This window comes from Rhizobium sp. NFR12, assembly GCF_900108545.1.
Classification (GTDB): domain Bacteria; phylum Pseudomonadota; class Alphaproteobacteria; order Rhizobiales; family Rhizobiaceae; genus Neorhizobium; species Neorhizobium soli.
Genome location: NZ_FNWM01000001.1, coordinates 696,590 through 721,259 on the forward strand (window position 1 = coordinate 696,590; position 24,670 = coordinate 721,259).

At 60.4% G+C, this 24,670-nt stretch carries 21 protein-coding genes and 1 tRNA gene; 14 read left to right on the forward strand and 8 right to left on the reverse strand.

Annotated features, from left to right (window positions below; all coding sequences use genetic code 11):
• Positions 1–4 precede the first annotated feature (4 nt).
• The 6 genes from tolB (at position 5) to glmM (ending at position 8,345) form a co-directional block, all read left to right on the forward strand.
• A complete protein-coding gene (tolB, locus tag BLW69_RS03295; protein WP_092659899.1) occupies positions 5–1,309 on the forward strand; it encodes a Tol-Pal system beta propeller repeat protein TolB in 1,305 nt (434 codons plus the stop codon).
• A gap of 174 nt (positions 1,310–1,483) precedes the next feature.
• Entirely contained in the window at positions 1,484–2,026 is a 543-nt protein-coding gene (gene pal, locus BLW69_RS03300) for a peptidoglycan-associated lipoprotein Pal (protein WP_092659901.1), read from the forward strand.
• A 305-nt stretch (positions 2,027–2,331) separates the two neighbouring features.
• Positions 2,332–3,354, forward strand: coding sequence for a tol-pal system protein YbgF (gene ybgF, locus BLW69_RS03305; protein ID WP_092659903.1), 1,023 nt, complete (start codon positions 2,332–2,334; stop codon positions 3,352–3,354).
• 10 nt (positions 3,355–3,364) lie between these two features.
• Entirely contained in the window at positions 3,365–4,699 is a 1,335-nt protein-coding gene (tilS, locus tag BLW69_RS03310) for a tRNA lysidine(34) synthetase TilS (protein WP_092659905.1), read from the forward strand.
• A gap of 103 nt (positions 4,700–4,802) precedes the next feature.
• On the forward strand, positions 4,803–6,737 hold the full coding sequence (gene ftsH / locus BLW69_RS03315; RefSeq protein WP_062461836.1) for an ATP-dependent zinc metalloprotease FtsH: 1,935 nt from the start codon (positions 4,803–4,805) through the stop codon (positions 6,735–6,737).
• Positions 6,738–6,989: 252 nt separating this feature from the next.
• Positions 6,990–8,345: a phosphoglucosamine mutase gene (gene glmM, locus BLW69_RS03320; protein WP_092659907.1), complete on the forward strand. Its 1,356-nt coding sequence runs from the start codon at positions 6,990–6,992 to the stop codon at positions 8,343–8,345.
• A 74-nt stretch (positions 8,346–8,419) separates the two neighbouring features.
• Here the strand turns inward: glmM and BLW69_RS03325 are convergent, their stop codons facing one another.
• Positions 8,420–10,255 (reverse strand): glycoside hydrolase family 15 protein, encoded by a 1,836-nt coding sequence (locus BLW69_RS03325; protein ID WP_092659909.1) that lies wholly within the window; start codon positions 10,253–10,255, stop codon positions 8,420–8,422.
• A 153-nt stretch (positions 10,256–10,408) separates the two neighbouring features.
• Between BLW69_RS03325 and BLW69_RS22675 the strand changes: the two genes are divergently transcribed.
• Together BLW69_RS22675 and BLW69_RS03335 are read left to right on the forward strand one after the other, a co-directional pair.
• Positions 10,409–10,558, forward strand: coding sequence for a hypothetical protein (locus BLW69_RS22675; RefSeq protein ID WP_162728259.1), 150 nt, complete (start codon positions 10,409–10,411; stop codon positions 10,556–10,558).
• A 246-nt stretch (positions 10,559–10,804) separates the two neighbouring features.
• Positions 10,805–11,638 (forward strand): outer membrane protein, encoded by an 834-nt coding sequence (locus tag BLW69_RS03335; RefSeq protein WP_092659911.1) that lies wholly within the window; start codon positions 10,805–10,807, stop codon positions 11,636–11,638.
• 202 nt (positions 11,639–11,840) lie between these two features.
• Here BLW69_RS03335 and BLW69_RS03340 read toward each other — a convergent pair whose 3' ends face one another.
• The gene (locus tag BLW69_RS03340; protein WP_062583120.1) at positions 11,841–12,104 is read right to left on the reverse strand and encodes a hypothetical protein; all 264 of its coding nucleotides are present in this window, start codon (positions 12,102–12,104) and stop codon (positions 11,841–11,843) included.
• 368 nt (positions 12,105–12,472) lie between these two features.
• On the opposite strand from BLW69_RS03340, the gene BLW69_RS03345 reads away from it, so the two are divergent.
• The 3 genes from BLW69_RS03345 to BLW69_RS03355 all read left to right on the forward strand — a co-directional run bounded on the left by BLW69_RS03345 (position 12,473) and on the right by BLW69_RS03355 (position 16,656).
• Positions 12,473–13,651 (forward strand): phosphoserine transaminase, encoded by a 1,179-nt coding sequence (locus BLW69_RS03345; RefSeq protein ID WP_092659913.1) that lies wholly within the window; start codon positions 12,473–12,475, stop codon positions 13,649–13,651.
• Between the two features lie 91 nt (positions 13,652–13,742).
• On the forward strand, positions 13,743–15,338 hold the full coding sequence (serA, locus tag BLW69_RS03350; RefSeq protein WP_062460720.1) for a phosphoglycerate dehydrogenase: 1,596 nt from the start codon (positions 13,743–13,745) through the stop codon (positions 15,336–15,338).
• 244 nt (positions 15,339–15,582) lie between these two features.
• Positions 15,583–16,656, forward strand: a complete 1,074-nt coding sequence (locus tag BLW69_RS03355; RefSeq protein ID WP_092659915.1) for a Tim44 domain-containing protein — start codon at positions 15,583–15,585, stop codon at positions 16,654–16,656.
• On the opposite strand, the gene BLW69_RS03360 is transcribed toward BLW69_RS03355, so the two are convergent.
• A complete protein-coding gene (locus BLW69_RS03360) occupies positions 16,657–17,097 on the reverse strand; it encodes a DUF1810 domain-containing protein (RefSeq protein ID WP_092659917.1) in 441 nt (146 codons plus the stop codon).
• Between the two features lie 106 nt (positions 17,098–17,203).
• On the opposite strand from BLW69_RS03360, the gene BLW69_RS03365 reads away from it, so the two are divergent.
• The 3 genes from BLW69_RS03365 to BLW69_RS03375 all read left to right on the forward strand — a co-directional run bounded on the left by BLW69_RS03365 (position 17,204) and on the right by BLW69_RS03375 (position 19,945).
• Positions 17,204–18,337 carry a mechanosensitive ion channel family protein gene (locus BLW69_RS03365; protein ID WP_092659919.1) on the forward strand — a complete coding sequence of 378 codons (1,134 nt, stop codon included), beginning with the start codon at positions 17,204–17,206 and terminating at the stop codon, positions 18,335–18,337.
• A 178-nt stretch (positions 18,338–18,515) separates the two neighbouring features.
• Positions 18,516–19,712 carry a tRNA 2-thiouridine(34) synthase MnmA gene (gene mnmA / locus BLW69_RS03370; RefSeq protein ID WP_062460702.1) on the forward strand — a complete coding sequence of 399 codons (1,197 nt, stop codon included), beginning with the start codon at positions 18,516–18,518 and terminating at the stop codon, positions 19,710–19,712.
• A gap of 156 nt (positions 19,713–19,868) precedes the next feature.
• Positions 19,869–19,945: transfer RNA gene (locus BLW69_RS03375), tRNA-Met, on the forward strand.
• Positions 19,946–20,086: 141 nt separating this feature from the next.
• On the opposite strand, the gene BLW69_RS03380 is transcribed toward BLW69_RS03375, so the two are convergent.
• The 5 genes from BLW69_RS03380 to ugpB form a co-directional block, all read right to left on the reverse strand.
• On the reverse strand, positions 20,087–20,332 hold the full coding sequence (locus BLW69_RS03380) for a hypothetical protein (RefSeq protein ID WP_062460699.1): 246 nt from the start codon (positions 20,330–20,332) through the stop codon (positions 20,087–20,089).
• Between the two features lie 130 nt (positions 20,333–20,462).
• Positions 20,463–21,512 carry a sn-glycerol-3-phosphate import ATP-binding protein UgpC gene (locus BLW69_RS03385; protein ID WP_062460696.1) on the reverse strand — a complete coding sequence of 350 codons (1,050 nt, stop codon included), beginning with the start codon at positions 21,510–21,512 and terminating at the stop codon, positions 20,463–20,465.
• Positions 21,512–22,360, reverse strand: a complete 849-nt coding sequence (gene ugpE, locus BLW69_RS03390; protein WP_062460693.1) for a sn-glycerol-3-phosphate ABC transporter permease UgpE — start codon at positions 22,358–22,360, stop codon at positions 21,512–21,514. Before ugpE ends, BLW69_RS03385 begins: the two co-directional genes overlap by 1 nt.
• A gap of 8 nt (positions 22,361–22,368) precedes the next feature.
• Positions 22,369–23,250, reverse strand: a complete 882-nt coding sequence (gene ugpA / locus BLW69_RS03395; protein WP_062460690.1) for a sn-glycerol-3-phosphate ABC transporter permease UgpA — start codon at positions 23,248–23,250, stop codon at positions 22,369–22,371.
• A 68-nt stretch (positions 23,251–23,318) separates the two neighbouring features.
• Positions 23,319–24,623 (reverse strand): sn-glycerol-3-phosphate ABC transporter substrate-binding protein UgpB, encoded by a 1,305-nt coding sequence (gene ugpB, locus BLW69_RS03400; protein WP_092659921.1) that lies wholly within the window; start codon positions 24,621–24,623, stop codon positions 23,319–23,321.
• Between the last annotated feature and the right edge of the window lie 47 nt (positions 24,624–24,670).

Sequence of the window (24,670 nt, forward strand, 5' to 3'; positions counted from 1 at the left end):
AACCATGATCAGACGTTCCTTCCTCGGGCTCATGATGGCGTCCGCCGGTGCCGCCGCGATCTCCAACCCCGCAAACGCGGTGGTCGAGATCAACATCAACAAGGGCAATGTTGAGCCGCTGCCGATCGCGATTACCGATTTCCTGTCCAACAACGAGCTTGGACCGCAGATTTCGCAGGTTATCGCCGCCGATCTTCAGCGTTCGGGATTGTTCGCGCCTGTCAACAAGCAGGCGTTCATCGAAAAAATCACCGATCCGGGCCGCGCGCCGCGTTTCGAAGACTGGAAGGCGATCAACGCCCAGGCGCTGGTCGTCGGTCGCGTCAGCCGTGAAGGCGACGGTCGTCTGCGCGCCGAATTCCGTCTCTGGGATACGTTTGCCGGCCAGCAGATGACCGGCCAGCAGTTCTTTACTCAGCCGGAAAACTGGCGTCGTCTGGCGCACATCATCGCCGACGCGATCTATAAGCAGATCACCGGCGAGCAGGGCTACTTTGACACCCGCGTCGTGTTCGTATCCGAAAGCGGTCCGAAGACTGCCCGTCAGCGTCAGTTGGCAATCATGGACCAGGACGGTTTCAACGTCCGCATGCTGACCGGCACCAAGGATCTCGTGCTGACGCCGCGCTTTTCGCCAAGCCGTCAGGAAGTCACCTACATGTCGTTCGAGGGCAACCAGCCGCGGGTCTACCTGCTGCAGCTGGAAACCGGACAGCGCGAAGTGGTGGGCAATTTCCCCGGCATGACGTTCTCGCCGCGCTTCTCGCCTGACGGTCAGAAGGTGATTATGAGCCTTCAGCAGGAAGGCAACGCCAATATCTACACGATGGACCTGCGTTCGCGCACGACGACGCGCCTGACGTCGACGGCTGCGATCGATACCGCGCCATCCTATTCGCCCGATGGTGCGCGCATCACGTTCGAAAGCGACCGTGGCGGCCGCCAGCAAATCTATGTGATGGGTGCAGACGGTTCGGGCCAGAGCCGCGTCTCGTTCGGCGATGGTTCCTATTCGACGCCGGTCTGGTCGCCGCGTGGCGATCTGATCGCGTTCACCAAGCAGTCGGGCGGAAAGTTCTCGATCGGCGTGATGCGTCCGGACGGTTCTGGCGAGCGCATTCTGACATCCGGCTTCCACAACGAGGGTCCGACCTGGGCACCAAACGGTCGCGTTCTGATGTTCTTCCGTCAGAACGCCGGTGCCGGTGGTCCGCAGTTGTATTCGATCGATCTCAGCGGCTATAACGAGCAGGCGGTCAAGACCCCGGCATTCGGGTCCGATCCGGCCTGGTCGCCGCTTCTTGAATAGGAGGCACGTTCAAGGCGCGGCAGATTTGCCGCGCTTGCGTTCCGACCGGCTGAGAACAACTGAAAAATAGGGCACCGGAAGGAATTCGTTAACCATAACCGTTTGATCATGGTTAACCTAAATCCGTTAGAGTTCGGCAACTCTTAAAATTAAATGATCAAGGAGAGAACGGCCATGAGCCGCATTCATACCCCGGCGATGAGCCGTATGCAGACCCTCGCTCGCAACCCGGCCGTCATCGCTCTGACGCTCGCGCTCGCTCTCGCAGGCTGCGCCAACAAGAAGAACCTCCCGAACAACGCGGGTGACCTTGGCCTCAACGGCGGCGGTGCCGGCGGTTCGGCGACACCTGGCTCGAGCCAGGACTTCACGGTCAATGTCGGCGACCGGATCTTCTTCGATACCGACTCGACATCGGTCCGTGCAGATGCCCAGCAGACGCTCGACCGTCAGGCTCAGTGGCTGCAGCGTTACCCGAACTACGCGATCACGATCGAAGGCCATGCCGACGAACGCGGCACCCGCGAATACAACCTGGCACTCGGCGCCCGTCGCGCTTCGTCCACCAAGGAATATCTTGCTTCGCGCGGCATCCCTGCCAACCGCATCAAGACCATCTCCTTCGGCAAGGAACGTCCGGTCGCTGTCTGCGACGACATCTCCTGCTGGTCGCAGAACCGCCGCGCGGTTACCGTTCTCGGTGGCGCTGGCATGTAATGCCGGTGAGGGGCGGGGCTATCTCCCGTTCCACACATGACATTTTGGTGAGAAAAGGTGGCCATCGCGCCACCTTTTTTGTTTTTCCTTAGTTTGGCCCCGTTTCCCTTGATTTTGAACGCTGACTTGGTTGCTTTTTGACGGCAGTTCAGAAAAATCCGTATTGCGCCAATCCGGCGCAAGCTACAGCGCCGCGCACCGGGTTTCCGTTGCACACAGCGCGTTGTAGAACATAGGTTGCGCTTCGTTCTTTCCGAAAGCCATTCCGGCTTGCGGGCCGAAGCGCGGGAAGCAGGACGGACCACATGAAGAAAATTGTCTTGGCAGCGATGCTGGGGCTGGCGGCGATGGCAGGCCCTGCTGGTGCCTTCTCATTCCCGAAACTCTTCCAGGGCGAGCAGACCGCTCCGCAACAGCCGCAGGCCGAACAACGGCCTGTGATCCTTGCGCAGGGCGGCGATGCCGTGCGAGCGCAGCAGCTTCAGGAAGAGGTACGGCAGCTCAACGGCCGTATCGAGGAAATGAGTTATCAGCTCCTGCAGATGCAGGAACAACTGCGCAAAACGCAGGAAGATAACGAGTTCCGGTTCCAGGATTTGGAAAAGAAGAAGAGAAGCGACTTGGGCGACACGGGCGGGCAACCGGCCGTGGCGTCCAACCGCCCTTCGTCTTCGGCTTCCTCCGGCGAAACCTCCCCACCTGCTGCGCAAGGCGCCGACGACGTGGCTCGCATCATCGGTGAGCCATCCAGCCCATCCGCGACCACAGGCAACCGCGCCGCACCAGCGCCAACAACGCTTGGATCGATGAATCTCGACACGAGCGGAAATACTGTCGGTGCGTCCCGCAACGACAATGCCCGCAATTCGGCCGGTCTTCCCGGTGTTGCTTCCGGCTCGTCGCGCAGCGGTGGGTCGCAGGATCCGCAGCAGACGGCCTCGCTTGGCAGTGAGGGCGACAGCTACAAGATCGCCTATGACCATGTTCTTTCCGGCGACTACCCGCTCGCCGAGAAAGAGTTCTCCAGCTACCTCGCCAGCTACCCGAAGAGCTCAAGGGCCGCAGACGCCAATTTCTGGCTCGGCGAAGCGCAGTTCTCGCAGGCGAAATATGCCGATGCGGCAAAGACCTTTCTCAACGCGCACCAGACCTACGGCAAGTCCGCCAAGGCGCCGGAAATGCTGCTGAAGCTCGGCATGTCGCTTGCGGCTCTCGACAACAAGGATACGGCCTGCGCGACGCTTCGCGAGGTACCCAAGCGCTATCCAAATGCGCAGCGCGCCGTGCTCGGCAAGGTGACGACCGAGCAGAAGCGGCTGTCCTGCTGATCCTGCGGCGGTGACCACCCCGGATCCATCCCCGCAGTCAGCGGTTCGTGAATTTCTCGCCGGTCTTTCAAGGCCGGCGAAACTGCTTTTGGGGATCTCCGGCGGCAGTGATTCGACCGGGCTTCTGCTCGCGCTTCAGGAGGCGCTGGCTACTGACCCGGAAGGCGGGATCGAACTTGCCGCTGCCACGATCGATCATGCGCTGCGAGCCGAATCAGGCGCGGAGGCCGGCGCGGTGGCATCTCTTTGCGCACGCAAGGGCATTCCCCACACGATCCGCCGCTGGGACGGCGACAAACCAACGACCGGCATTCCGGCTGCTGCACGAGAAGCTCGCTACCGGCTGCTGATGGAGATCGCTGACGAGATCGCAGCCACCGCCATCCTCACGGGCCATACGCTGGATGACCAGATCGAAACGGTGGCGATGCGCGCAGTGCGCAACGGCACGAAGGGCAACCTGGGTCTGGCGGGCATGGCAGGTGCAGTCCTGCTCGACAGACGGCGCTGGCTGCTGCGACCGTTTCTGTCTGTGCGTCGCTCAGCGATCCGGGATTTTCTTGCAGCGGGAGGCGAGGGCTGGATCGACGACCCGAGCAACCTCGACAGCCATTACGAGAGGGTCAGAACTCGAAATGCTCTGACGGGCATCGAAACGGTGACGATGGACGAGATCGCTGCGGCCGGCGCTTCGCGAACGCGTCTGTCCCGCCATGCGGCGGAACTGGCCCGCGAGCAGCTGACCATCAGCCATGGGGTTCTGGCTTATCTTCCGGTCGAAGCATTGGGCGGCGATCCACTGGCTCGGGACCATCTGCTCGGACATCTCATCGCGCTCCTGGGCGGACGGGAACACGTTCCTTCGACCGAGACGATGACACGGGTCGCGGCATTTCTGGATGGCCGGCACCTCGGCCGAATGTCTGGAGGGCGGGTCATCCTCGATCTGCGTCGGGATGGGCTGTATCTTTACCGGGAAAGCCGCAATCTGAACCCTGTTCGCATCGCGGCGGGGGCGGTGAAGGTCTGCGATGGCCGATACCGCGTCCACAACCCAACCAATAGCGAAATCGTGATCGGGCCGACCATTCCCGATCGCACGCTGGCGGGCTCGCTTTTCCCGAATGCGCCCGGGTCGGTCGCGATGCGGGCCATGGCGGCAATGCCACAGGTGCAAACACTCGAAACTGGCCTGCTGCACGCGATTGACATGCACCCGGTCCTGGGGACGTTCGAACGCTTCCTGTCGCAGTTCGAGCTCGAGATTGCAGCCCAGTTCGCCGATTTGGTCGGATGCGACGATATACCCCCGCTTCCGGTTAAGCTTTCGCAGCGGAAAAGCTAGGCGTCCGTGCCGGTTCGCCTTGGCAATGCCAAAGCTCAACCCTATGTTAGGTTCCAAGAAGGGCGGTCGCCATGATGTGACCGTTGGCATACTGGGGAGTTCGATGAACCCAAATTTTCGCAATTTTGCCCTCTGGGCCATTATAGCCCTGCTGCTGATCGCTTTGTTCAGCATGTTCCAGACGGCGCCGTCGCAGACGTCCTCGCGCGAAATTCCGTATTCGCAGTTCCTGCGTGACGTGGATTCCGGCCGCGTTCGCGACGTCGTCGTGACCGGCAATCGTGTCCTCGGCACCTATACCGAGAACGGCACCAATTTTCAGACATACTCCCCGGTCATCGATGACAGCCTGATGGAGCGTCTTCAGTCGAAGAACGTCTCGATCATGGCTCGCCCCGAGACAGACGGATCGTCTGGCTTCCTGAGCTATATCGGCACGCTGTTGCCGATGCTGCTGATCCTCGGTGTCTGGCTGTTCTTCATGCGCCAGATGCAGGGTGGCTCACGCGGTGCGATGGGCTTCGGCAAGTCGAAGGCGAAGCTTCTGACCGAAGCGCATGGCCGCGTCACGTTCGAGGACGTTGCCGGCGTCGACGAAGCCAAGGCCGACCTCGAGGAAATCGTCGAATTTCTGCGCGATCCGCAGAAGTTCCAGCGTCTCGGCGGTCGTATCCCGCGCGGCGTGCTGCTTGTCGGCCCTCCGGGCACCGGTAAGACGCTGCTCGCCCGTTCGGTGGCAGGTGAAGCCAACGTGCCGTTCTTCACGATCTCCGGTTCGGACTTCGTGGAAATGTTCGTCGGCGTCGGTGCATCCCGTGTGCGCGACATGTTCGAGCAGGCCAAGAAAAATGCGCCCTGCATCATCTTCATCGACGAAATCGACGCCGTCGGCCGTCACCGTGGCGCAGGCCTCGGCGGTGGTAACGACGAACGCGAGCAGACGCTGAACCAGCTTCTGGTCGAGATGGACGGCTTTGAGGCGAACGAGGGTATCATCCTCATCGCCGCAACCAACCGTCCTGATGTTCTCGATCCCGCACTTCTGCGTCCAGGCCGTTTCGACCGTCAGGTCGTCGTGCCGAACCCTGACATCGTCGGTCGCGAACGCATCCTCAAGGTTCACGCGCGCAACGTGCCGCTTGCTCCCAACGTGGATCTCAAGGTTCTTGCCCGTGGTACGCCCGGTTTCTCCGGTGCCGACCTCATGAACCTTGTCAACGAATCTGCCCTGATGGCAGCGCGCCGCAACAAGCGTCTCGTCACCATGCAGGAATTCGAAGACGCCAAGGACAAGATCATGATGGGTGCCGAGCGTCGCTCGTCCGCCATGACCGAAGCCGAAAAGAAGCTTACCGCCTATCACGAAGCCGGTCATGCGATCACCGCCCTCAAGGTGGCCGTTGCCGATCCGCTGCACAAGGCGACCATTATTCCGCGCGGCCGTGCGCTCGGCATGGTCATGCAGTTGCCGGAAGGCGACCGCTATTCGATGAGCTACAAGTGGATGGTATCGCGCCTGACCATCATGATGGGTGGCCGCGTTGCTGAAGAACTGACGTTCGGCAAGGAAAATATCACGTCGGGTGCATCCTCGGATATCGAGCAGGCGACAAAGCTTGCCCGCGCCATGGTCACCCAGTGGGGCTTCTCCGACATCCTCGGTCAGGTCGCCTATGGTGAGAACCAGCAGGAAGTGTTCCTCGGCCATTCGGTTTCGCAGTCGAAGAACGTCTCCGAATCGACGGCCCAGAAGATCGACAGCGAAGTTCGCCGCCTGATCGACGAAGCCTATACGGAAGCGCGCCACATCCTGACTGAATACCACGATCAGTTCGTGGCCATCGCTGAGGGCCTTCTCGAGTACGAAACCCTTTCGGGTGACGAAATCAGAGCGCTGATTCTCGGCCAGAAGCCGTCGCGTGACCTTGGCGACGATTCGACGCCAAGCCGTGGTTCGGCTGTGCCGAGCGCCGGTGCAAAGAAGGACGAGCCGAAGGGCGATGCGCCCGAAGGCGGTCTTGAACCTCAGCCGCACTGATCTCTACTGCATCAAACCTATTGCAGCCGCTGCGGAAACATCCGCGGCGGCTTTTGCTTATCGACCTTAGCAGGGCTGGTTCGGTAACGGGATATAAGTGATTTTGACGGTAATTTAGGTGCCAACGCAGATGAACTGTGGCATGAGCCGATCTTGGACGGCAGTGCCGCCGATCCGCTCGGGCATGTTGCACATACAGACATAACCGGGCGAAGACCGCGCTTTTGAGAGCGCGTGTACCAGGGAGCTTACATGACACGCCGCTATTTTGGGACTGATGGCATCCGCGGGCATTCCAACGTCTATCCGATGACGCCAGATCTTGCGATGCGCGTCGGTATTGCCGTCGGAACAATTTTTCGCAACGGAACGCACCGCCACCGAGTGGTGATCGGCAAGGATACCCGTCTTTCCGGCTACATGCTGGAAAATGCCATGGTCGCAGGCTTTACCGCAGCCGGCCTCGACGTGTTTTTGCTTGGCCCGATCCCGACGCCCGCCGTCGCCATGCTGACGCGCTCGCTGCGTGCGGATGTCGGCGTGATGATTTCCGCTTCACACAACCCGTTCGAGGATAACGGCATCAAGCTGTTCGGCCCCGACGGCTACAAGCTTTCCGATGAGCTGGAAATGCGGATCGAGGATCTGCTCGACAGCGACCTCCATTCGCAGCTGGCAAAATCGGCCGATATCGGTCGCGCCAAGCGCGTCGAGGGCGATATCTACCGTTATATCGAACAGGCCAAGCGCACGCTCCCGCGTGACGTGACGCTGCACGGTCTTCGGGTCGCGATCGATTGCGCCAATGGTGCCGCCTACAAGGTCGCGCCGCTGGCTCTGTGGGAGCTCGGCGCCGAAGTGGTCACTATCGGCAACGAGCCGAACGGCACCAACATCAATCTCGATTGCGGCTCAACCAGCCCGGCGGCGCTGCAGCGCAAGGTCCACGAGACGCGCTCCGATATCGGCATTGCGCTCGACGGCGACGCGGACCGTGTCATCATCGTCGACGAGAATGGCGATATCATCGATGGCGACCAGCTGATGGCGGTCATCGGCGAAAGCTGGGCGGAAGACGACAAGCTGACCGGCGGCGGCATTGTCGCGACCGTCATGTCCAATCTCGGGCTCGAGCGCTTCATGGAGAAGAAAGGCCTGACGCTTGCGCGCACCAAGGTCGGCGACCGGTACGTGGTCGAGCACATGCGCAATCACGATTTCAACGTGGGTGGCGAACAGTCCGGTCATATCGTGCTGTCGGATTTCGGCACCACCGGTGACGGTCTTGTCGCAGCCTTGCAGATTCTTGCCCGCGTCAAGCGGCTCGATCGCCCGGTGAGCGAAGTCTGCCGCCGGTTCGAGCCAGTGCCGCAGCTTTTGAAAAACGTGCGCTTTGCGGGTGGCAAGCCGCTGGAAAACGCCGTCGTTCGTCAGGCGATCGCGGATGCGGAAGCCGAGCTTGCCACCAAGGGCCGACTCGTCATCCGCCCATCGGGCACCGAGCCGCTGATCCGTGTCATGGCTGAAGGCGACGACCGGGCCCAGGTCGAGCGCATCGTCGGCGATCTCGTTACGGTGATTGCCAACGCCAGACCGGAAGCGGCCTGACGGATCGTTCGGATCTAGCCTCTCCCGGCTATGACGGGAGAGGGATGGGCCACGACCTTGTGGCCGTTCGCTGGTTACGGCCGCCACTGCCTGAACTTGCCGTCCAGTGCGCCGTCGAGGTAGAAGGCGGCGCTGATCAGGGCGAGGTGGGTGAAGGCCTGCGGGAAGTTGCCGAGGAACTCACCGCGCGGATCGAATTCTTCCGCATAGAGCTGCAGGTGATTGCCGAACAGGAGCAGCTTTTCCATGTTGATCTCGGCTTCCGCCAGGCGACCGGCGCGGGCGAGGCACTCCACATACCAGAATGAACAGGCGGCGAAGAAGCCTTCATCGCCGTCCAGGCCGTCCTTGCGCTTGTAGCGCATGACGAGCGCATCATCGGCAAGTTCGTTGCCGATTGCATCGAGCGTCGCCAGCCAGGCCGGGTCGGTGGCACTGATGAAGCGCACGAGCGGCATCATCAGCATGGACGCGTCGAGATCACTGCCGCCCTTGGCATGAACGAAGTGCCCGAGATCGGCATTCCAGAAGTTTGCCCAGATGTCGTCGCTGATGGCATTGCGTGCCTCGACCCAGCGTCCGAACGGAGCTGTTAGCGACCGCTTCTGCGCGAGCCGGATGGCACGATCCACCGCGACCCAGCACATAAGCCGGGAATGCAGATGTTCCTGCGGCTCGCTGCGGATTTCCCATATGCCGGCATCGGCGTCCTGCCAGATGTCGCAGACGTGGTCGACGATGCGCCGGACAGCATTCCAGTTGTCGTGGGAGATCGCCTCGCCGTATTTGTTGCTGATATAGACCGAATCGAGAAGCTCGCCGTAGATGTCCAGCTGGATCTGTTCAGCTGCGTTGTTGCCGACGCGGATGGGTTTGGCGCCACCATAGCCCGAGAGGTGGTCGAGTTCCTGTTCGGTGTCGACGCGACTGCCATCGAGATTGTACATGATTTGTATTTCCCCACCTGGCGACCGATCGGTCCTGTCGACGAGCCAGTGGGAAAATGCGTTCGCTTCGTCCTGATAGCCAAGGCGCATCAGCGCGTAGATCGTGAAGGAGGCATCCCGGATCCAGGTCGCACGGTAATCCCAGTTTCGCGGGCCGCCCGGAGCTTCGGGCAAACCGAATGTGCCCGCTGCGGCGATGGAACCGTTCTTTTGCGAGGTCAAAAGCTTGAGCGCCAGTGCCGAGCGGGTGACGGAGGAGCGCCAGCGACCGGTATAGGTCGAGCGTTTTGCCCAGCCCTGCCAGTATTCTATGGCGTCCGCGATTGCTGCGCTGACAGCGTCCTTGTCCCAGACGTCGCCGTCGTTTCCGTCCAGAACAAAGTCGGCCGTCTCTCCGGCTTTCAATGAAAACGTGGCGCTGACACCGCCGTCTTCCTTTTCGAAGGTCACCGGGCCCGAGAGGCGAAGGGTGAAATCACCGCAGCGGAACGTTGACACGCCGCCGTCGACCGTGACCTCGGGCACCTTGCGCGCATAGTCGAAGCGCGGCCAGCAACGCAGCGAAAACGTCATCTCGCCGCGGGTGACTTCAACCCGGCGGATCAGGTTCTCCACCCCGTCCTCGGTTTTTGGCACCGGCATCAGATCGACCACTTCGGCGCTCTGGTGCTGTCCGAGCCAGCGGGTGAGGAGGACGTTGGTCTCGGGGATATACATCTGCAGACGACGGGCATCGTCGATGTCAGGCGAAAGCTCGAACGCGCCGCCCTTTTCCGGATCGAGGAGTGCGGCGAAGATGCTGGGACTGTCCAGATCCGGCCAGCAGAGAAAATCGATCGCACCATCGCGCGCAACCAGCGCCAGGGTTCTCAGATTGCCGACCGCACCATGTTCGGCGATCGGTCGCGGCACGTCGGCGTGGACCGCCAATGATTTCCCAGTATCGGTATTCAGTTGTGTCAAAACCTGACCCTTTCCTATGCAGAACGGACAACTCCGAAGCAGCAGATCGGTTCGCCGATAACGTCTTGGCTCGCCAAGAAGTTACCCCTGATTTTTTAGGGATCGAACTTCGAGATGGTGCGTTCTCTTTCCCGCAAGGACGGGATGGAAGAGATGCAGCACGTGAAAATCGAAGCTGTCCGCAGGGCAGCGGTCAAACTTGTCGCAAGGCATGAGCAGGAAAAACTGAGGACTGCGCTCGCCGACCATCTTCGATCCGTGGCCGAGCTGAAACGCAAAGCCAAAGCGGACCGGGAAGGCTGACCAACGCGAGTGGGCGGCAGGAGAGGGCGTCATCCGAGAAAAATTCGCCGATAATTTTTTAGAATTCACTTATATAATGTGAACATGTCGTTAAGAGCAGTGTACTGTTAACCGCAAATCTTCACGAATATAACCTTGCTGGGGTTATAGTTAATCAGCATTTAACCTTTTTTCTTCATTCTTCATTGTCAAAGAGGTGGCCGGGCGTCGTGCCTGCCATTGACGCGACAAGCTTGGAGATGAGCCATGAAGAAGTGCCTAGCAGCCACGATGGCGTTCTTGCTGACGACCACCGTTGCCTATTCCGCGGATGTCTATCAGCCGCAGCCGGAAGCCTTTCAGGATGCACCGGAAGTGACCGTTCAGGAGTCGACCGGGTGGTACCTGCGCGGCGACGTCGGTTATTCCTTCAACAAGCTGCGCGGCGCCAAGTTCTTTCAGGGCGGCAGCTCGGCAAGCGAAACGGATTTCCGGTCGACGGATATCGACGACAGCTTCACGTTCGGCGGTGGTGTCGGTTACCAGATCAACAACTACCTGCGCTCGGACGTGACTTTCGACTACCTGACGAAGAGCGACTTTGAAGGGTCGACAAGCGGCAGCTGCGGCGTGGCGGCGGACTGCATCTCCAAGGATCGTGCATCGATGAGGGCCTATAGCCTTCTCGCCAACGTCTATGTCGATCTCGGCACATACGCCTATTTCACGCCCTATGTCGGCGCCGGTATCGGTGCGACCTATGTGAAATGGGACAAGCTGCGCAACACGTCCTGCGCCACCGGAAACCCGGCGCTGTGCGATGATTCGGTTGAACACAGCGGCAAGGGCTCGTGGCGCGCGACCGGTGCTCTGATGGCTGGCGCGACCATCGACGTGACCTGCAACGTCAAGGCCGATGTCGGCTACCGCTTCCGCTATGTCGACGGCGGTGACATGTTCGGTTACGCCTCTAATGGAGGCCCGGGTCGCGACAAGGGCTTCTACAGCCACGAAGCACGCCTTGGCGCTCGCTACGTCTTCGGCGGCTGCGCGACACCCGTCGCCTACGAGCCGGAACCAGCTCCGCTGGTCTACAAGTAAGCTTCATCTCGATCTCGAGAAAAAAGGGTCGCCTTCCGGGCGGCCTTTTGTCGTTTGCCTGTCTCGGACGATGACCGGTTGCCTCTGCCCTTTCATCTCACTGGTACACTAAGAGCGTTACGAGGAGGCGCGCTAGAGCCAGATCGCGGCGTCAACTGTCTAGGCGACCAATCCAGGGCTTTCAGGTATGTCTGATCGACGGTCAGTCATCGAATGGACCGTCGATCCTGTGTCTGTCGATTATGCGCAGGCTACGATCAGGTTCGATGACGTAAGTTTCGCTGATCCGTTCACCGAACTGGTTGCGAAATTCATGGGGTATCCTGCTGCCCACCGGTGCGTTTTTCAGCCGCGTGTGAGGCTGCCCTTTGTATGTGATGCTCCCGGGGATGGGGGAAAGGTCGACTTGTGATGTCGAGCAGGCCGTGAGGAGGCCTGCTGCAGCCAGTACAAAAAAGCGTTTCATGGTCTGCTCCTGGATTTGTAGGTAAGCTATCAAACAGCCTGGGCGGAGAAAAGTTTCCCGATAGGCTGCGGGCTTCAGACTCATATTGCTGAAGACGCACTGACGTTGCAGGGCTGCAAGCCATATCGACAGTATTGGCGCAATAGTCTTTTGAACTTTGCAAGGGTGATCAGTCGGGGGATCGGCATATCATACATATGCTAGCGGACCGATCTTGGTCTTGTGCTACTCCGCGTCCATCAGCGCGATCTTGCTAGCCGCACTCTCCAGAAATCCATTTTCACTTGCGCTTTTCTCATCTTTCCACTATCCACGGCGGCGGGACACTCCTCCCCAACGAGGAGCCAATTACCTGGAAGGGTATACATATGGCCAATGCCGCAAAGCCGGACGTCCGTCCGAATAACGCCCATTTTTCTTCTGGCCCTTGCTCGAAGCGCCCCGGTTGGTCGCTCGACGCTCTCTCCGATGCCCCGCTCGGTCGTTCGCACCGCGCCAAGGTTGGCAAGGACAAGCTCAAGCAGGCCATTGATCTCACCCGTGAAGTTCTGAACGTTCCGGCCGATTACCGTATCGGCATCGTTCCCGCATCCGACACCGGCGCCGTTGAAATGGCGATGTGGTCGCTGCTTGGCGAACGTGGCGTCGACATGGTCGCCTGGGAAAGCTTTGGTGCCGGCTGGGTCACCGACGTGGTCAAGCAGCTGAAGCTGAAGGATGTGCGCAAGATCGAGGCCGATTACGGCGTTCTTCCCGATCTTTTCACTATCGATTTCGACCGTGACGTGGTCTTCACCTGGAACGGCACGACCTCGGGCGTTCGCGTTCCGAATGCCGACTTCATCCCTGATGACCGCAAGGGCCTCACCATCTGCGACGCAACGTCGGCCGCATTTGCGCAGGACCTCGATTTCTCCAAGCTCGATGTCACCACCTTCTCCTGGCAGAAGGTGCTGGGCGGCGAAGGCGGCCACGGCATGATCATCCTGTCGCCGCGCGCGGTCGCCCGTCTTGAAAGCTACGTTCCGGCGTGGCCGCTTCCAAAAATCTTCCGCATGACCTCGGGCGGGAAGATTTCCGAAGGCATCTTCAAGGGTGAGACGATCAACACGCCGTCGATGCTCTGCGTCGAGGATTATATCGATGCGCTGCAATGGGCGAAGTCGCTCGGTGGCTTGAAGGCGCTGATCGCCCGTGCCGACGCGAATGCAAAGGTGATCTTCGATTTCGTGGCGGCCAACGACTGGATCGCCAATCTGGCGCAGGTCGATGAGACCCGCTCCAACACCTCGGTCTGCCTGAAGATCGCGGATGCCGACATCGCCGCTCTCGACGCTGACGCACAGGCAGCCTTTGCCAAGGGCGTGACCTCGATTCTCGAAAAGGAAGGCGTCGCACTCGACGTCGGCGCTTACCGCGACGCACCGTCGGGCTTGCGCATCTGGGCTGGCGCCACCGTCGAAGAGGCGGACATGAAGGCGCTGATGCCGTGGCTCACCTATGCGTTCGAAACGCAGAAGGCCGCGCTGTCCAAGGTCGCTGCCTGATCGAATTCCGGTGCCGCCGCTCACCCGTCTAGGGACGCGGCACCGTTTCATCCGCATTTAGAGATTACACCCCTTATCAGGAGCCCAACCCATGGCACCTCGCGTTCTCGTATCCGACGAACTCTCCGAAACCGCTGTCCAGATCTTTCGCGATCGCGGCGTCGAAGTCGATTTCCAGCCGAAGCTCGGCAAGGACAAGGACAAGCTCGCCGAAATCATCGGCAATTACGATGGCCTCGCCATCCGTTCCGCCACAAAGGCGACCGAGAAGCTGATCGCTGCTGCGACCAATCTCAAGGTCATCGGCCGCGCCGGTATCGGCGTCGACAATGTCGACATTCCGGCTGCCTCCAAGCGCGGCATCATCGTCATGAACACGCCGTTCGGCAACTCGATCACGACGGCTGAACACGCGATCGCGCTGATGTTTGCCGTTGCCCGGCAGTTGCCGCAGGCCGATGCCTCGACGCAGGCCGGCAAGTGGGAAAAGTCGAAGTTCATGGGTGTCGAAATCACCGGCAAGACGCTTGGCGTCATCGGCGCCGGCAATATCGGCGGCATCGTCTGCAAGAAGGCAATCGGCATCGGCATGCATGTCATCGCCTACGACCCCTTCCTGTCGGCGGAACGCGCACTGGACATGGGCGTCGAGAAGGTCGAGCTGGACGATCTACTGGCGCGCGCCGACTTCATCACCCTGCATGTTCCGATGACCGACAAAACCCGCGGCATTCTCGGCAAGGAAAACCTCGCCAAGACCAAGAAGGGCGTGCGGATCATCAACTGCGCCCGCGGCGGTCTGGTCGATGAAGCAGCGCTTGCTGAAGCCATCAAGTCCGGCCATGTCGCCGGTGCTGGTTTCGACGTGTTCGAAGTCGAGCCTGCGACGGAAAGCCCGCTGTTTGGTCTCGACAACGTCGTGTGCACGCCGCATCTGGGCGCCTCCACCACGGAAGCCCAGGAAAACGTGGCCTTGCAAGTGGCTGAACAGATGTCGGACTATCTCGTCAAGGGTGCCGTTTCCAACGCCATCAACATGCCATCGATCACCGCTGAAGAAGCACCGATCCTGAAGCCGTTCATCCGTCTTGCCGATGTTCTCGGTGCCTTCGTTGGTCAGGTCACGGAAGATCCGATCAAGGAAATCGAGATCCTGTTTGATGGCGCAACGGCCGGAATGAACACCAAGGCGCTCACCTCCGCGCTTCTGGCTGGTTTGATCCGTAACCAGGTGGCAGACGTGAACATGGTTTCCGCGCCGATCATGATCAAGGAAAAGGGCATCGTCCTGTCCGAGGTCAAGCGCGACAAGACCGGTGTCTATGACGGCTACATCAAGCTGACGGTCACCACCGACAAGCAGAGCCGTTCCGTCGCCGGCACCGTGTTTTCGGACGGCAAACCGCGGTTCATCCAGATCAAGGGCATCAACATGGACGCCGATGTCGGCGCCAACATGGTCTACATCTCCAATACCGACGTACCCGGCATGATCGGCTTCATGGGCACCACGCTCGGTGATGCCGGCGTCAACATCGCCAACTTCCATCTCGGCCGTGAGAAGGATGGCGGCGATGCGATCGCGCTGCTTTATGTCGATGGTCCTGTTTCGAACGACGTGCTCGCCCGCCTGACCGCCAACCCGGCGATCCGTCAGGCCCGCCAGCTGGTCTTCAACGTCGAATAAACCATCCTCCCGGATGACCAAGACAAAGCCCGGTGCCAGCGCGCCGGGCTTTTTCGTTGTGATCAAGCCGATGTGATCGGTCCATACGCTAAATCTCCCGCTGGTTGTATTTGCATCGCTTGGCTCCCGTTTCATCGTCCGATATCTACTTCGGCGGGAAAAGATGGTGGTGGCTCTAAAATTCGCGCCTGCCACTCTCTATATCTAGGATCAAGACCGCATCGGGCGGCCAGAGGAGAAACCAATGTTATCCAAGCTTCGGCGTTTCCAGAAACTCTTCGCGATCTTCGCGGTCGGAATGGCAGTTTCGCTAACAGCCGTCGATATGGCGGAGGCGCGCCGCGCCGGCGGCGGTTCCAGCTTCGGCAGCCGCGGTACACGCACATTCGCACCGCCGCCGACCACGAACACGGCACCAGGCACGGCAACCGGCATCAATCGTTCGATGACGCCCAACACGCAGCAGAACGCAGCGTCTCCTGCTAACGGCGCAGGCGCTCAGGCGGCTCAGCCGCGTCGTGGCCTGTTCGGCGGCATGGCCGGTGGTCTTCTCGGCGGTCTGGCTCTCGGTGGCCTGTTCGGCATGATGATGGGCAACGGTTTTGGCGGTATGGCCGGCATGTTCGGCATGCTGTTGCAGATCGCGCTGATCGCGGGTCTTGCCATGCTGGCCTTCCGCTTCTTCGCCCGTCGTCGCCAGCAGCAGCACCCGGCGGGTCCTGCGGGCAACGCGCGCGATAACGGTTTCGGCGGTAACAGCCGTGACAACAATAACCATGCCTACCAGGCACCGCAGAACACCGGTGGCGGCTTCCAGATCCCTAAGATCGGTTCTGGCGGCGGTGCGATGGGTGGCTTCGGTGCCACGCAGGCTGCGTCTGCTCCGCGTCAGGCGGGTCCCGACACGGATGAAGTCGGTATCACCGGTCGCGACCTTGGCCTGTTTGAAAAGATGCTGACGGATGTCCAGGCTGCCTATGGCGCGGAAGACTACGCGAAGCTTCGCAATCTCACCACGCCGGAAGCCATGTCCTATCTGGCCGAAGAGCTTGGTGAAAACGCCACCAATGGCGTGAAGAACGAAGTCCGCGACGTGACCCTGTTGCAGGGCGACCTTTCGGAAGCTTGGCGCGAAAACGGCCAGGAATACGCAACGGTTGCGATGCGCTACTCGAGCGTCGACTTCCTCAGCGATCGCAACACCGGCGCTGTCGCCGAAGGTGATCCGAATGCCGTGACGGAAACGGTCGAGATCTGGACCTTCGTGCGCAAGCCGGCCAATGACTGGAAGGTCTCGGCCATCCAGTCGGCTGCCTGATCAGCCAATTCCCAGCAGCGCGATCGTCTTGTCGTCGCGCTGACCGCCGAAGAACTTCTCAAGGGCTCGCTCGAAAGGCGAGCCCTTTTCTGTTGCGGCTTTATCGAACAGCGTCATCGAACTGCGAAACTTCATGTCGTCGGGGGACCCGAGGATGGTGCGCGCCGTAAGTCCTTCATGCGGAAGCATGGCGTGCGTGCATTCGAGGAGACGTGGTCCAAGCACCGGATGGTCGAGATAGGTCTGGGCTTCTTCCAGAGAGGTAAGTGCGAAGCGTTGTGACATGATCGAGGGACCAAGACCGGCGATCTGCGGGAAAATGTACCACATCCAGTGCGACTCTTTGCGGCCGTTTCGCAGTTCGCTCATGACCTGCGCGTAGACCGGGTCTTGTGCATCCACGAACCGGGTAAGGTCGGATTTTCCGTTATCGACAGTCATGCCGCGCTCCTCGCATCATCTCCCAACGGCCGCCATGAAGACACCGCAACTGTGAAATTTTTGCGGCAGGGGTGTTTCATGCTGCACTGCACCCTAAATCGGTTGGATGGATTTTTTGATTACAGAGTTTCGTCAATATACCGACTGGCTGCCGAACTGGATGGTGAGCGTCGGCCTTCTCGTGGGCGCGGTCCTGATTGGTCTGGCGATCCACCGTTTCGCGTTCGGTATCTTCAAGCGGCTGGTGGAAGACAAGGACCTGTTCTGGCGATCGCTGGTGTCGCGCGGGCGCCGGCCGATGCGTTTGACGGTTCTGACATTCACTGTATCGTTTGCATCATCTATCGCACCGCTTGCGGCTCGACCCGCCGAAATCATCCGGCATGTGCTGCTGCTGGGTTTCATCCTCGTGCTCGGCTGGGTCGCAAAGACGGCTTTGCATATTTGGATGACGGTCTATCTGCGCCGCTTCAAGCTGGATGCGGAAGACAACCTTCTTGCCCGCACCCACGTGACCCAGTCGCGGATTGCCGAGCGCATTGCCGGCGCGATGATCGTCATCGTCACGGTCGCCGCGATGCTGATGACCTTCCCGGCCGTCCAGCAATACGGCGTCAGCGTGCTCGCCTCCGCCGGTGTCGCCGGTATCGTGCTGGGTCTTGCCCTGCAGCCCATGCTTAAAAACATCTTTGCCGGCATCCAGCTTGCCATCACGCAGCCGATCCGCATCGACGATGCGCTGATCGTCGAAGGGGAGTGGGGCAATGTCGAGGAAATCACGTCGACCTATGTGGTGGTGAAGCTGTGGGACTGGCGGCGCATGATCCTGCCGCTCTCCTATTTCATCGAGAATCCGTTCCAGAACTGGACCCGCGAAGGTTCGGCCCTGATCGGAACCGTGATGATCTATCTCGATTATTCCGTTCCCGTCAGCGCCATCAGGCGCAGGGTCGAGGAAATCGCAAACGAGTCGAAGATCTGGGACAGGCGCGTGGTCAATGTTCAGGTGACGGATTTCAAGGAAAGCGTGATGGAGATCCGTATCCTGGTCTCCGCCAACAACGCGCCGAAGACGTTCGACATGCGTTGCGAGATGCGCGAGAAGATCATCGACTTCGTTCAGCGGGAATATCCGGCAGCGCTGCCTCGTCTAAGGGCCGAAGGTGCGAGCAACAGCAACGGGCACGCAAACGGCGCCGTCGCGGAGACGGCCCTGCGTCACGCGAACTTCCAGTCCTGATGTTGCTGCTCTCTGACACTGAGGGCGCAGATGGGGTGAACGGGCTTCTCTTGCGCGCCAGCTCATTCCTTTCTATATCCTCTTTCTGAAAGCCTTTGCGCGGACGATCCCGCACATCTGGTGCCACTCTGCCGGCGTGCTTGCTGCCGCGGCCTGAGAGACTTTAAGAGAGTACCCCGTGAATACGCTGGATTTTGACAAGAAGCCGGAAGATACGCGCGTCGTGGTCGCCATGTCGGGCGGCGTGGATTCCTCCGTCGTGGCCGGCCTTTTGAAGCGCGAAGGCTATGACGTGATCGGGATCACGCTTCAGCTCTATGATCACGGCGCGGCCGTGCACCGCGCAGGATCCTGCTGCGCCGGCCAGGACATCGACGACGCCCGCCGGGTCTGCGAAACGCTTGGCATTCCGCATTACGTGCTCGACTACGAGAAGCGTTTCCGCGAGACGGTGATCAATCCGTTTGCCGAAGCCTATGCGATGGGCGAAACGCCGGTGCCTTGCGTTGCCTGCAACCAGACGGTCAAATTTGCCGATCTTTTGGCGACCGCGCGCGAGCTTGGAGCCGATGCACTGGCAACCGGCCATTACATCCGTTCGGCGCCGAACCCCACGGCCGACAATCCGGGCCGGCGTGCGCTGTTCAGGCCGATCGATGCGGACCGCGACCAGAGCTGGTTCCTGTTTGCGACAACGCAGGAGCAGATCGACTACCTGCGCTTTCCGTTGGGCGGCATGGGCAAGGCGCAGGTGCGCGAGCTGGCCGAAGACATGGGGCTGGTGGTTGCCAAGAAGGCCGACAGCCAGGATATCTGTTTCGTCCCCGCCGGCAAATATGCCGATATCATCGCCAAGGTGAAGCCGAACTCGGCTTTGGTGGGCGATATCGTCCACATGGACGGCCGCGTGCTGGGCCGCCACGAGGGGATCGTCCATTACACGATCGGTCAGCGCAAGGGTTTAGGCGTTGCGACAGGCGAGCCGCTTTACGTGGTTTATCTGGACGCCCGCTCGCGCCGCGTCATCGTCGGTCCCAAGGAAGCGCTCGATACGCACCGGGTCTATCTGCGCGACGTCAACTGGATCGGCGACGGGACGCTGCAGGATGATGCGGGCAACGGCTTTGCGTGCTTTGCCAAGGTACGCTCGACGCGCCCGCCGTCACCTGCCACGCTGCATACGGATGAGCGCGGGGTCTATGTCGATCTGGCGATCGGCGAGCAGGGCGTGGCACCCGGTCAGGCCTGCGTTCTCTATTCCGCGGAAGGTGCCGATGCGCGCGTCCACGGCGGCGGCTTCGTCGAACGGTCCGAACGGGCGGCCGATGCCGAGGCATCGTTGCGGGCGCTTCTGGCGACCCCTGTAGCCGCTTGAAAGACCGGTTTTATTCGGCCTGGAGAATGAACGAGGGATCGGGAAAATAGCGGTTCAAATCTCGCCGTTTTTCTCCCATCCTGCGCTTGACACTTCAGTGACGCGGGTTCTATAAGCCGCACATCCAAACGGATCGAGACACTCGATCCACCCTGTGGCGGGGTAGCTCAGTTGGTGAGAGCGCAGGATTCATAACCCTGAGGTCGGCAGTTCAATTCTGCCCTCCGCTACCAAATTTCCCAGATTGTCCGATTGATATTCTGCTGCTTCAAGCTCGAGATATGCGAGCGTTCGCTCGGCTGAGTTCTTCAGCACGGTCTCGTGGTAAATCCTGCAGCTGGCCAGTTTTCACAGGTAGCGGCTGTTCTGCTCGATCACTTCGCGCGCGCGGCTAACGCCTTCGCCCGCTTCATCCTGGCGAGGCGTTTCTTTGCGAGGTTGCGGCGGTGCTTGCGAGCTCTGATCTTGAGCTTGGCCTCCCGGTTCTCCAGTCTTCGCTGCAGGCGGACCTGATCGCGGAAGTGCTTGTCGTACGCAAGCGCGCGCGCGCGAACTGCGAAGAACACGGCTGCAATCAGAAGGACCAGGAAACCCAGCAGTGTTACGAGAATGGTGACCATTATTGCGATGCGAACCTTTTTGCTCGCATGAGTAATAGCTCACTTTCCGATAGGGTCAATGTCGCGAAGTTGCAGGAGTGCGCAGGCGTCCGTCGAGAGCGCACTCCTGCGCATCTTTGCGCATCCCGGATCAACCGGTACGTTCGATGCGCTTTCCGGCGCTGTCGAAAAGATGAAGGTGGTGGGGCGCTGTCGTCACGGGCAGTTTCTCGCCGATCGCGATGCGGGAGCGGCCGGGGACCCGGAAGACAAGAGGGCTTCCGTCCGACGTCGCACCATGGACGTAGCTTTCTGCTCCGACCAGTTCGACGGCGATGACCTCGACCTCGGCTCTGAAAGGCGAGGAAACCTCTCCCTCGGCAATCACGATGTCTTCCGGACGAATGCCGACGGTGGCGACAGTGGAGGGAAGGCCTTCGGCCACGCTCCAGCCGCCGGCCTTGCCGAGCGTCATCAGGTTCATCGAGGGCGATCCGATGAAGGTTGCAACGAAGGTCGTTGCGGGTTTCTCGTAGAGCTCGATCGGCGTGCCGACCTGCTCGATCCGGCCGGCATTGAGGACGACGAGGCGGTCGGCGAGCGTCATCGCTTCCATCTGGTCGTGGGTGACGTAGATCGACGTCGTGGCCAAGGACCGCTGCAGACGGCGGATCTCGACCCGCATCTGCACGCGCAGTTTCGCGTCGAGGTTCGATAGCGGCTCGTCGAACAGGAAGGCTGCGGGCTTGCGCACGATCGCGCGGCCCATCGCCACACGCTGCCGCTGGCCGCCGGAAAGCTGCCGTGGCTTGCGGGCGAGGAACGGCTCGATTTCGAGTGCGCGCGCTGCCTCGGTGATGCGCCGTTCGATCTCGTCCTTCGAGGTTCCGCGATTCTTCAGACCGTAGGCAAGGTTCTGCTTGACCGTCATGTGCGGATAGAGCGCGTAGTTCTGGAACACCATCGCGATATCGCGCTCGGCCGGTTCCATGTCGTTGACGCGCTTGCCGTTGATGATGACGTCACCACCGGTGATGCTTTCGAGCCCGGCAACCATGCGCAGCAGCGTGGACTTGCCGCAGCCGGATGGGCCGACCAGAACGATCATCTCGCCGTCTGCGATGTCCAGTGACACGCCCTTGATGGCGTCGATATTGCCGCCATAGACCTTGCGGACGTCTTTCAGTTCAATTGTTGCCATTACTTTTCGGTCTCCACCAAACCTTTGACGAACCAGCGCTGCATGAGCACCACGACGATGACGGGAGGGATGATTGCCAGGATCGCCGTGACCATGACGTAGTTCCAAGGAGTTGATGCATCAGTGAAATCGACCATGCGGCGCAGGCCGATGATGATCGTGTTCATCTCCGCACGGTCGGTGACAAGCAGCGGCCAGAGATACTGGGTCCAGCCGTAGATAAACAGGATGACGAACAGGGCCGCGATATTGGTCGTCGACAGCGGCAGCAGGATATCGCGCATGAACCGGAACGGCCCGGCATTGTCGATCCGCGCCGCCTCGACCATTTCGCCGGGGATGGTGAGGAAGAACTGGCGAAACAGGAAGGTCGCCGTTGCCGATGCCATCAGCGGCAGCGTGAGGCCGGCATAGGTGTTGAGCAGGCCGAGATCGACGATTACCTTGTAGGTCGGCAGGATGCGCACTTCGACCGGCAGCATCAGGGTGATGAAGATCATCCAGAAGAAGCCCATTCGGAACGGAAAGCGAAAGAAGACGATCGCGAATGCCGACAGGAAGGAGATGATGATCTTGCCGACGGCAATTGCGACCGCCACCACGAAGCTGTTGAACAACAGCCGCTCCAGACTGACGCCGACGACGCGCTCGACACCGCCGGAAATGGACTCGCTGTAGTTCTCGACCATATGGCCGCCCGGCAGGAGCGACAGCGGTGGTCGGATGATCGCGCTCGACGTCGCCGTCGAGGCAATGAAAGTGTAGTAGATGGGGAAGGCGACGATGATGATCCCAAGGATCAGCATCAGATGCGCCATCAGGCGTGCGACAGGACGGTTCTCGATCATCTGATAATTTACCCGTAATGGACGCGTCGCTCGACGAAGCGGAACTGGAAGGCGGTCAGCGCGATGACGATGACCATCAGGATCACCGACTGGGCCGCAGACGAACCGAGGTTGAGGTTCACGAAGCCGTCGTTGTAGACCTTGTAGACCAGCGTTTCGGTGGCCTTTGCCGGTCCGCCGCCGGTAACCGAATGGATGATGCCGAACGTGTCGAAGAAGGCGTAGACGGTGTTGACGACCAAAAGGAAGAAGGTGGTCGGTGCAAGCAGCGGGAAGACGATCGTCCAGAACCTTCGGCTGCCTCGCGCACCATCGATCGCGGCGGCTTCGAGCAGGGATTTCGGGATTGCCTGCAGGCCGGCGACGAAGAACAGGAAATTGTAGCTGATCTGTTTCCAGGCGGCTGCCACCACGACGAGGGACATCGCCTGGTCGCCGTTCAGCAGCGGGTCCCATGCAATGCCGTTGCGCCGCAGGATATAGGCGAACGTGCCCATGGCCGGGTTGAACATGAACAGCCACAGCATGCCGGCAACGGCCGGCGCCACCGCATAGGGGATGATCATCATCGTGCGGTAGAAACCCTTGCCGCGCACGACGGTATCGGCGGCGGTCGCCAGCAGAAGCGCGACACCCATGGAAAGCAGCGCGGTTGCCACGCTGAAGACGACGGTGACGCGGAGCGCGTGAAGATAGCTCTCGTCGGCCAGGATGGCGGAAAAGTTGGCGAAGCCGACAAAGCTGCTCTGCAGCCCGAACGGATCTTCGCGCATGGCCGACTGGTAGAGCGCCTGGCTGGCCGGCCAGAAGAAGAACACGACGGTCAGGACAATCTGCGGCGCCACCAGAAAATAGGGCAGCACCTTGTTGGGAAATACGACGCTTTGCACGGGCAGGCTCCGTTGAAATGCTGCAGGCCGCCCGCGACAGTCGCCGGGGCGGCCCTTACGCTTACCGCTTACTTGCCGATGGCTTGCTGGATGGCGGCATTGCCCCGCTGGACAGCCTTGTCGAGAGCGGCCTTGGCATCCTGCTTACCGGCGAGCATCGATTCGAACTCTTCGTTCATGATGTCGCGGACCTGCGGCAGGTTGACGAGGCGAACGCCCTTGGAGTTCTCGGTCGGAGCCTTGCCCATCATCTGCAGCAAGGGCGTTTCGCGGGCCGGGTTCTTCTCGTAGAAGCCGGATTTCTTGGTATCCTCGTAGGCTGCCATCGTGACGGGCATGTATCCGGAAACCTGGTGCAGCCTAGACTGGATCTTGGTCTGGGACAGGAAGTTGAAGAAGGTCGCGACCCCCTTGTATTCGGCATCGCTCTTGCCGCCGAATACCCAGAGGCTGGCGCCGCCGGGGATGGTGTTCTGCGGGCGTCCCGGACCTTCTGCATAGGGCAGCTGGCCGATGCCGTATTTCAGGCCGGACTTGACGATGTCGCCCAGACCGCCGGAGGATTCGGTCAGGATGGCGCATTCGCCTGATGTGAACAACTGCTTGGCTTCAGACGTGCGGCCGCCGTAACGGAACGTGCCGTCCTTGGCGAGATCAGCGATCGCCTGGAAATGCTTGACGAAGGGTTCGGCGTTGAAGGCAAGCTTGACGTCGGTGCCGCCAAGGCCGTTTTCATTGCTGCCGTAGGAGAGGTTGTTCCAGGCCGCAAAGTTTTCCGTCTGGATCCAGGTGAGCCATGTCGAGGTAAAGCCGCAGGGAGCGGCACCGCTGGTCTTGATCTTCTTGGCAGCGTTAAACACCTCGCCCCAGGTCTTCGGCGGCGTGTCGGGGTTGAGCCCGGCCTTCTCGAAGATATCCTTGTTATAATAGAGGATTGGCGAGGACGAATTGTAGGGGAAGGACAGCATCGTGCCGTCAGGCTTCGAATAGTAGGCAACGATCCCCGGCAGGTACTGGCTCTTGTCGAATTTGAAGCCGCCCTTTTCCAGAACGTCCGCAACCGGCACGATGGCGCCTTGGGCGCCCATCATGACGCCGCTGCCGGCGTCAAACACCTGCATGATGGCCGGTGGCTGCTTGGCGCGGAAGGCGGCGATGCCGGCGTTCAGCGTTTCCGGGTAGGTGCCCTTGAAGACAGGCATGACCTTGAAGTCCGACTGGCTTTCGTTGAATTCCTTGGCGAGCTGGTCGACAACCTCGTTGTTGGCGCCGGTCATGGCGTGCCACCACGAGATTTCCGTCGCGGCCATGGCGGTTGATCCCATCAGAAACGATGCGGTCGCCAGAATTGCCGAGCCTGTAATGACTTTCATGAAAATTCCTCCCTTGGCATGAATACCGGTCGAGATCCTCCAATCCC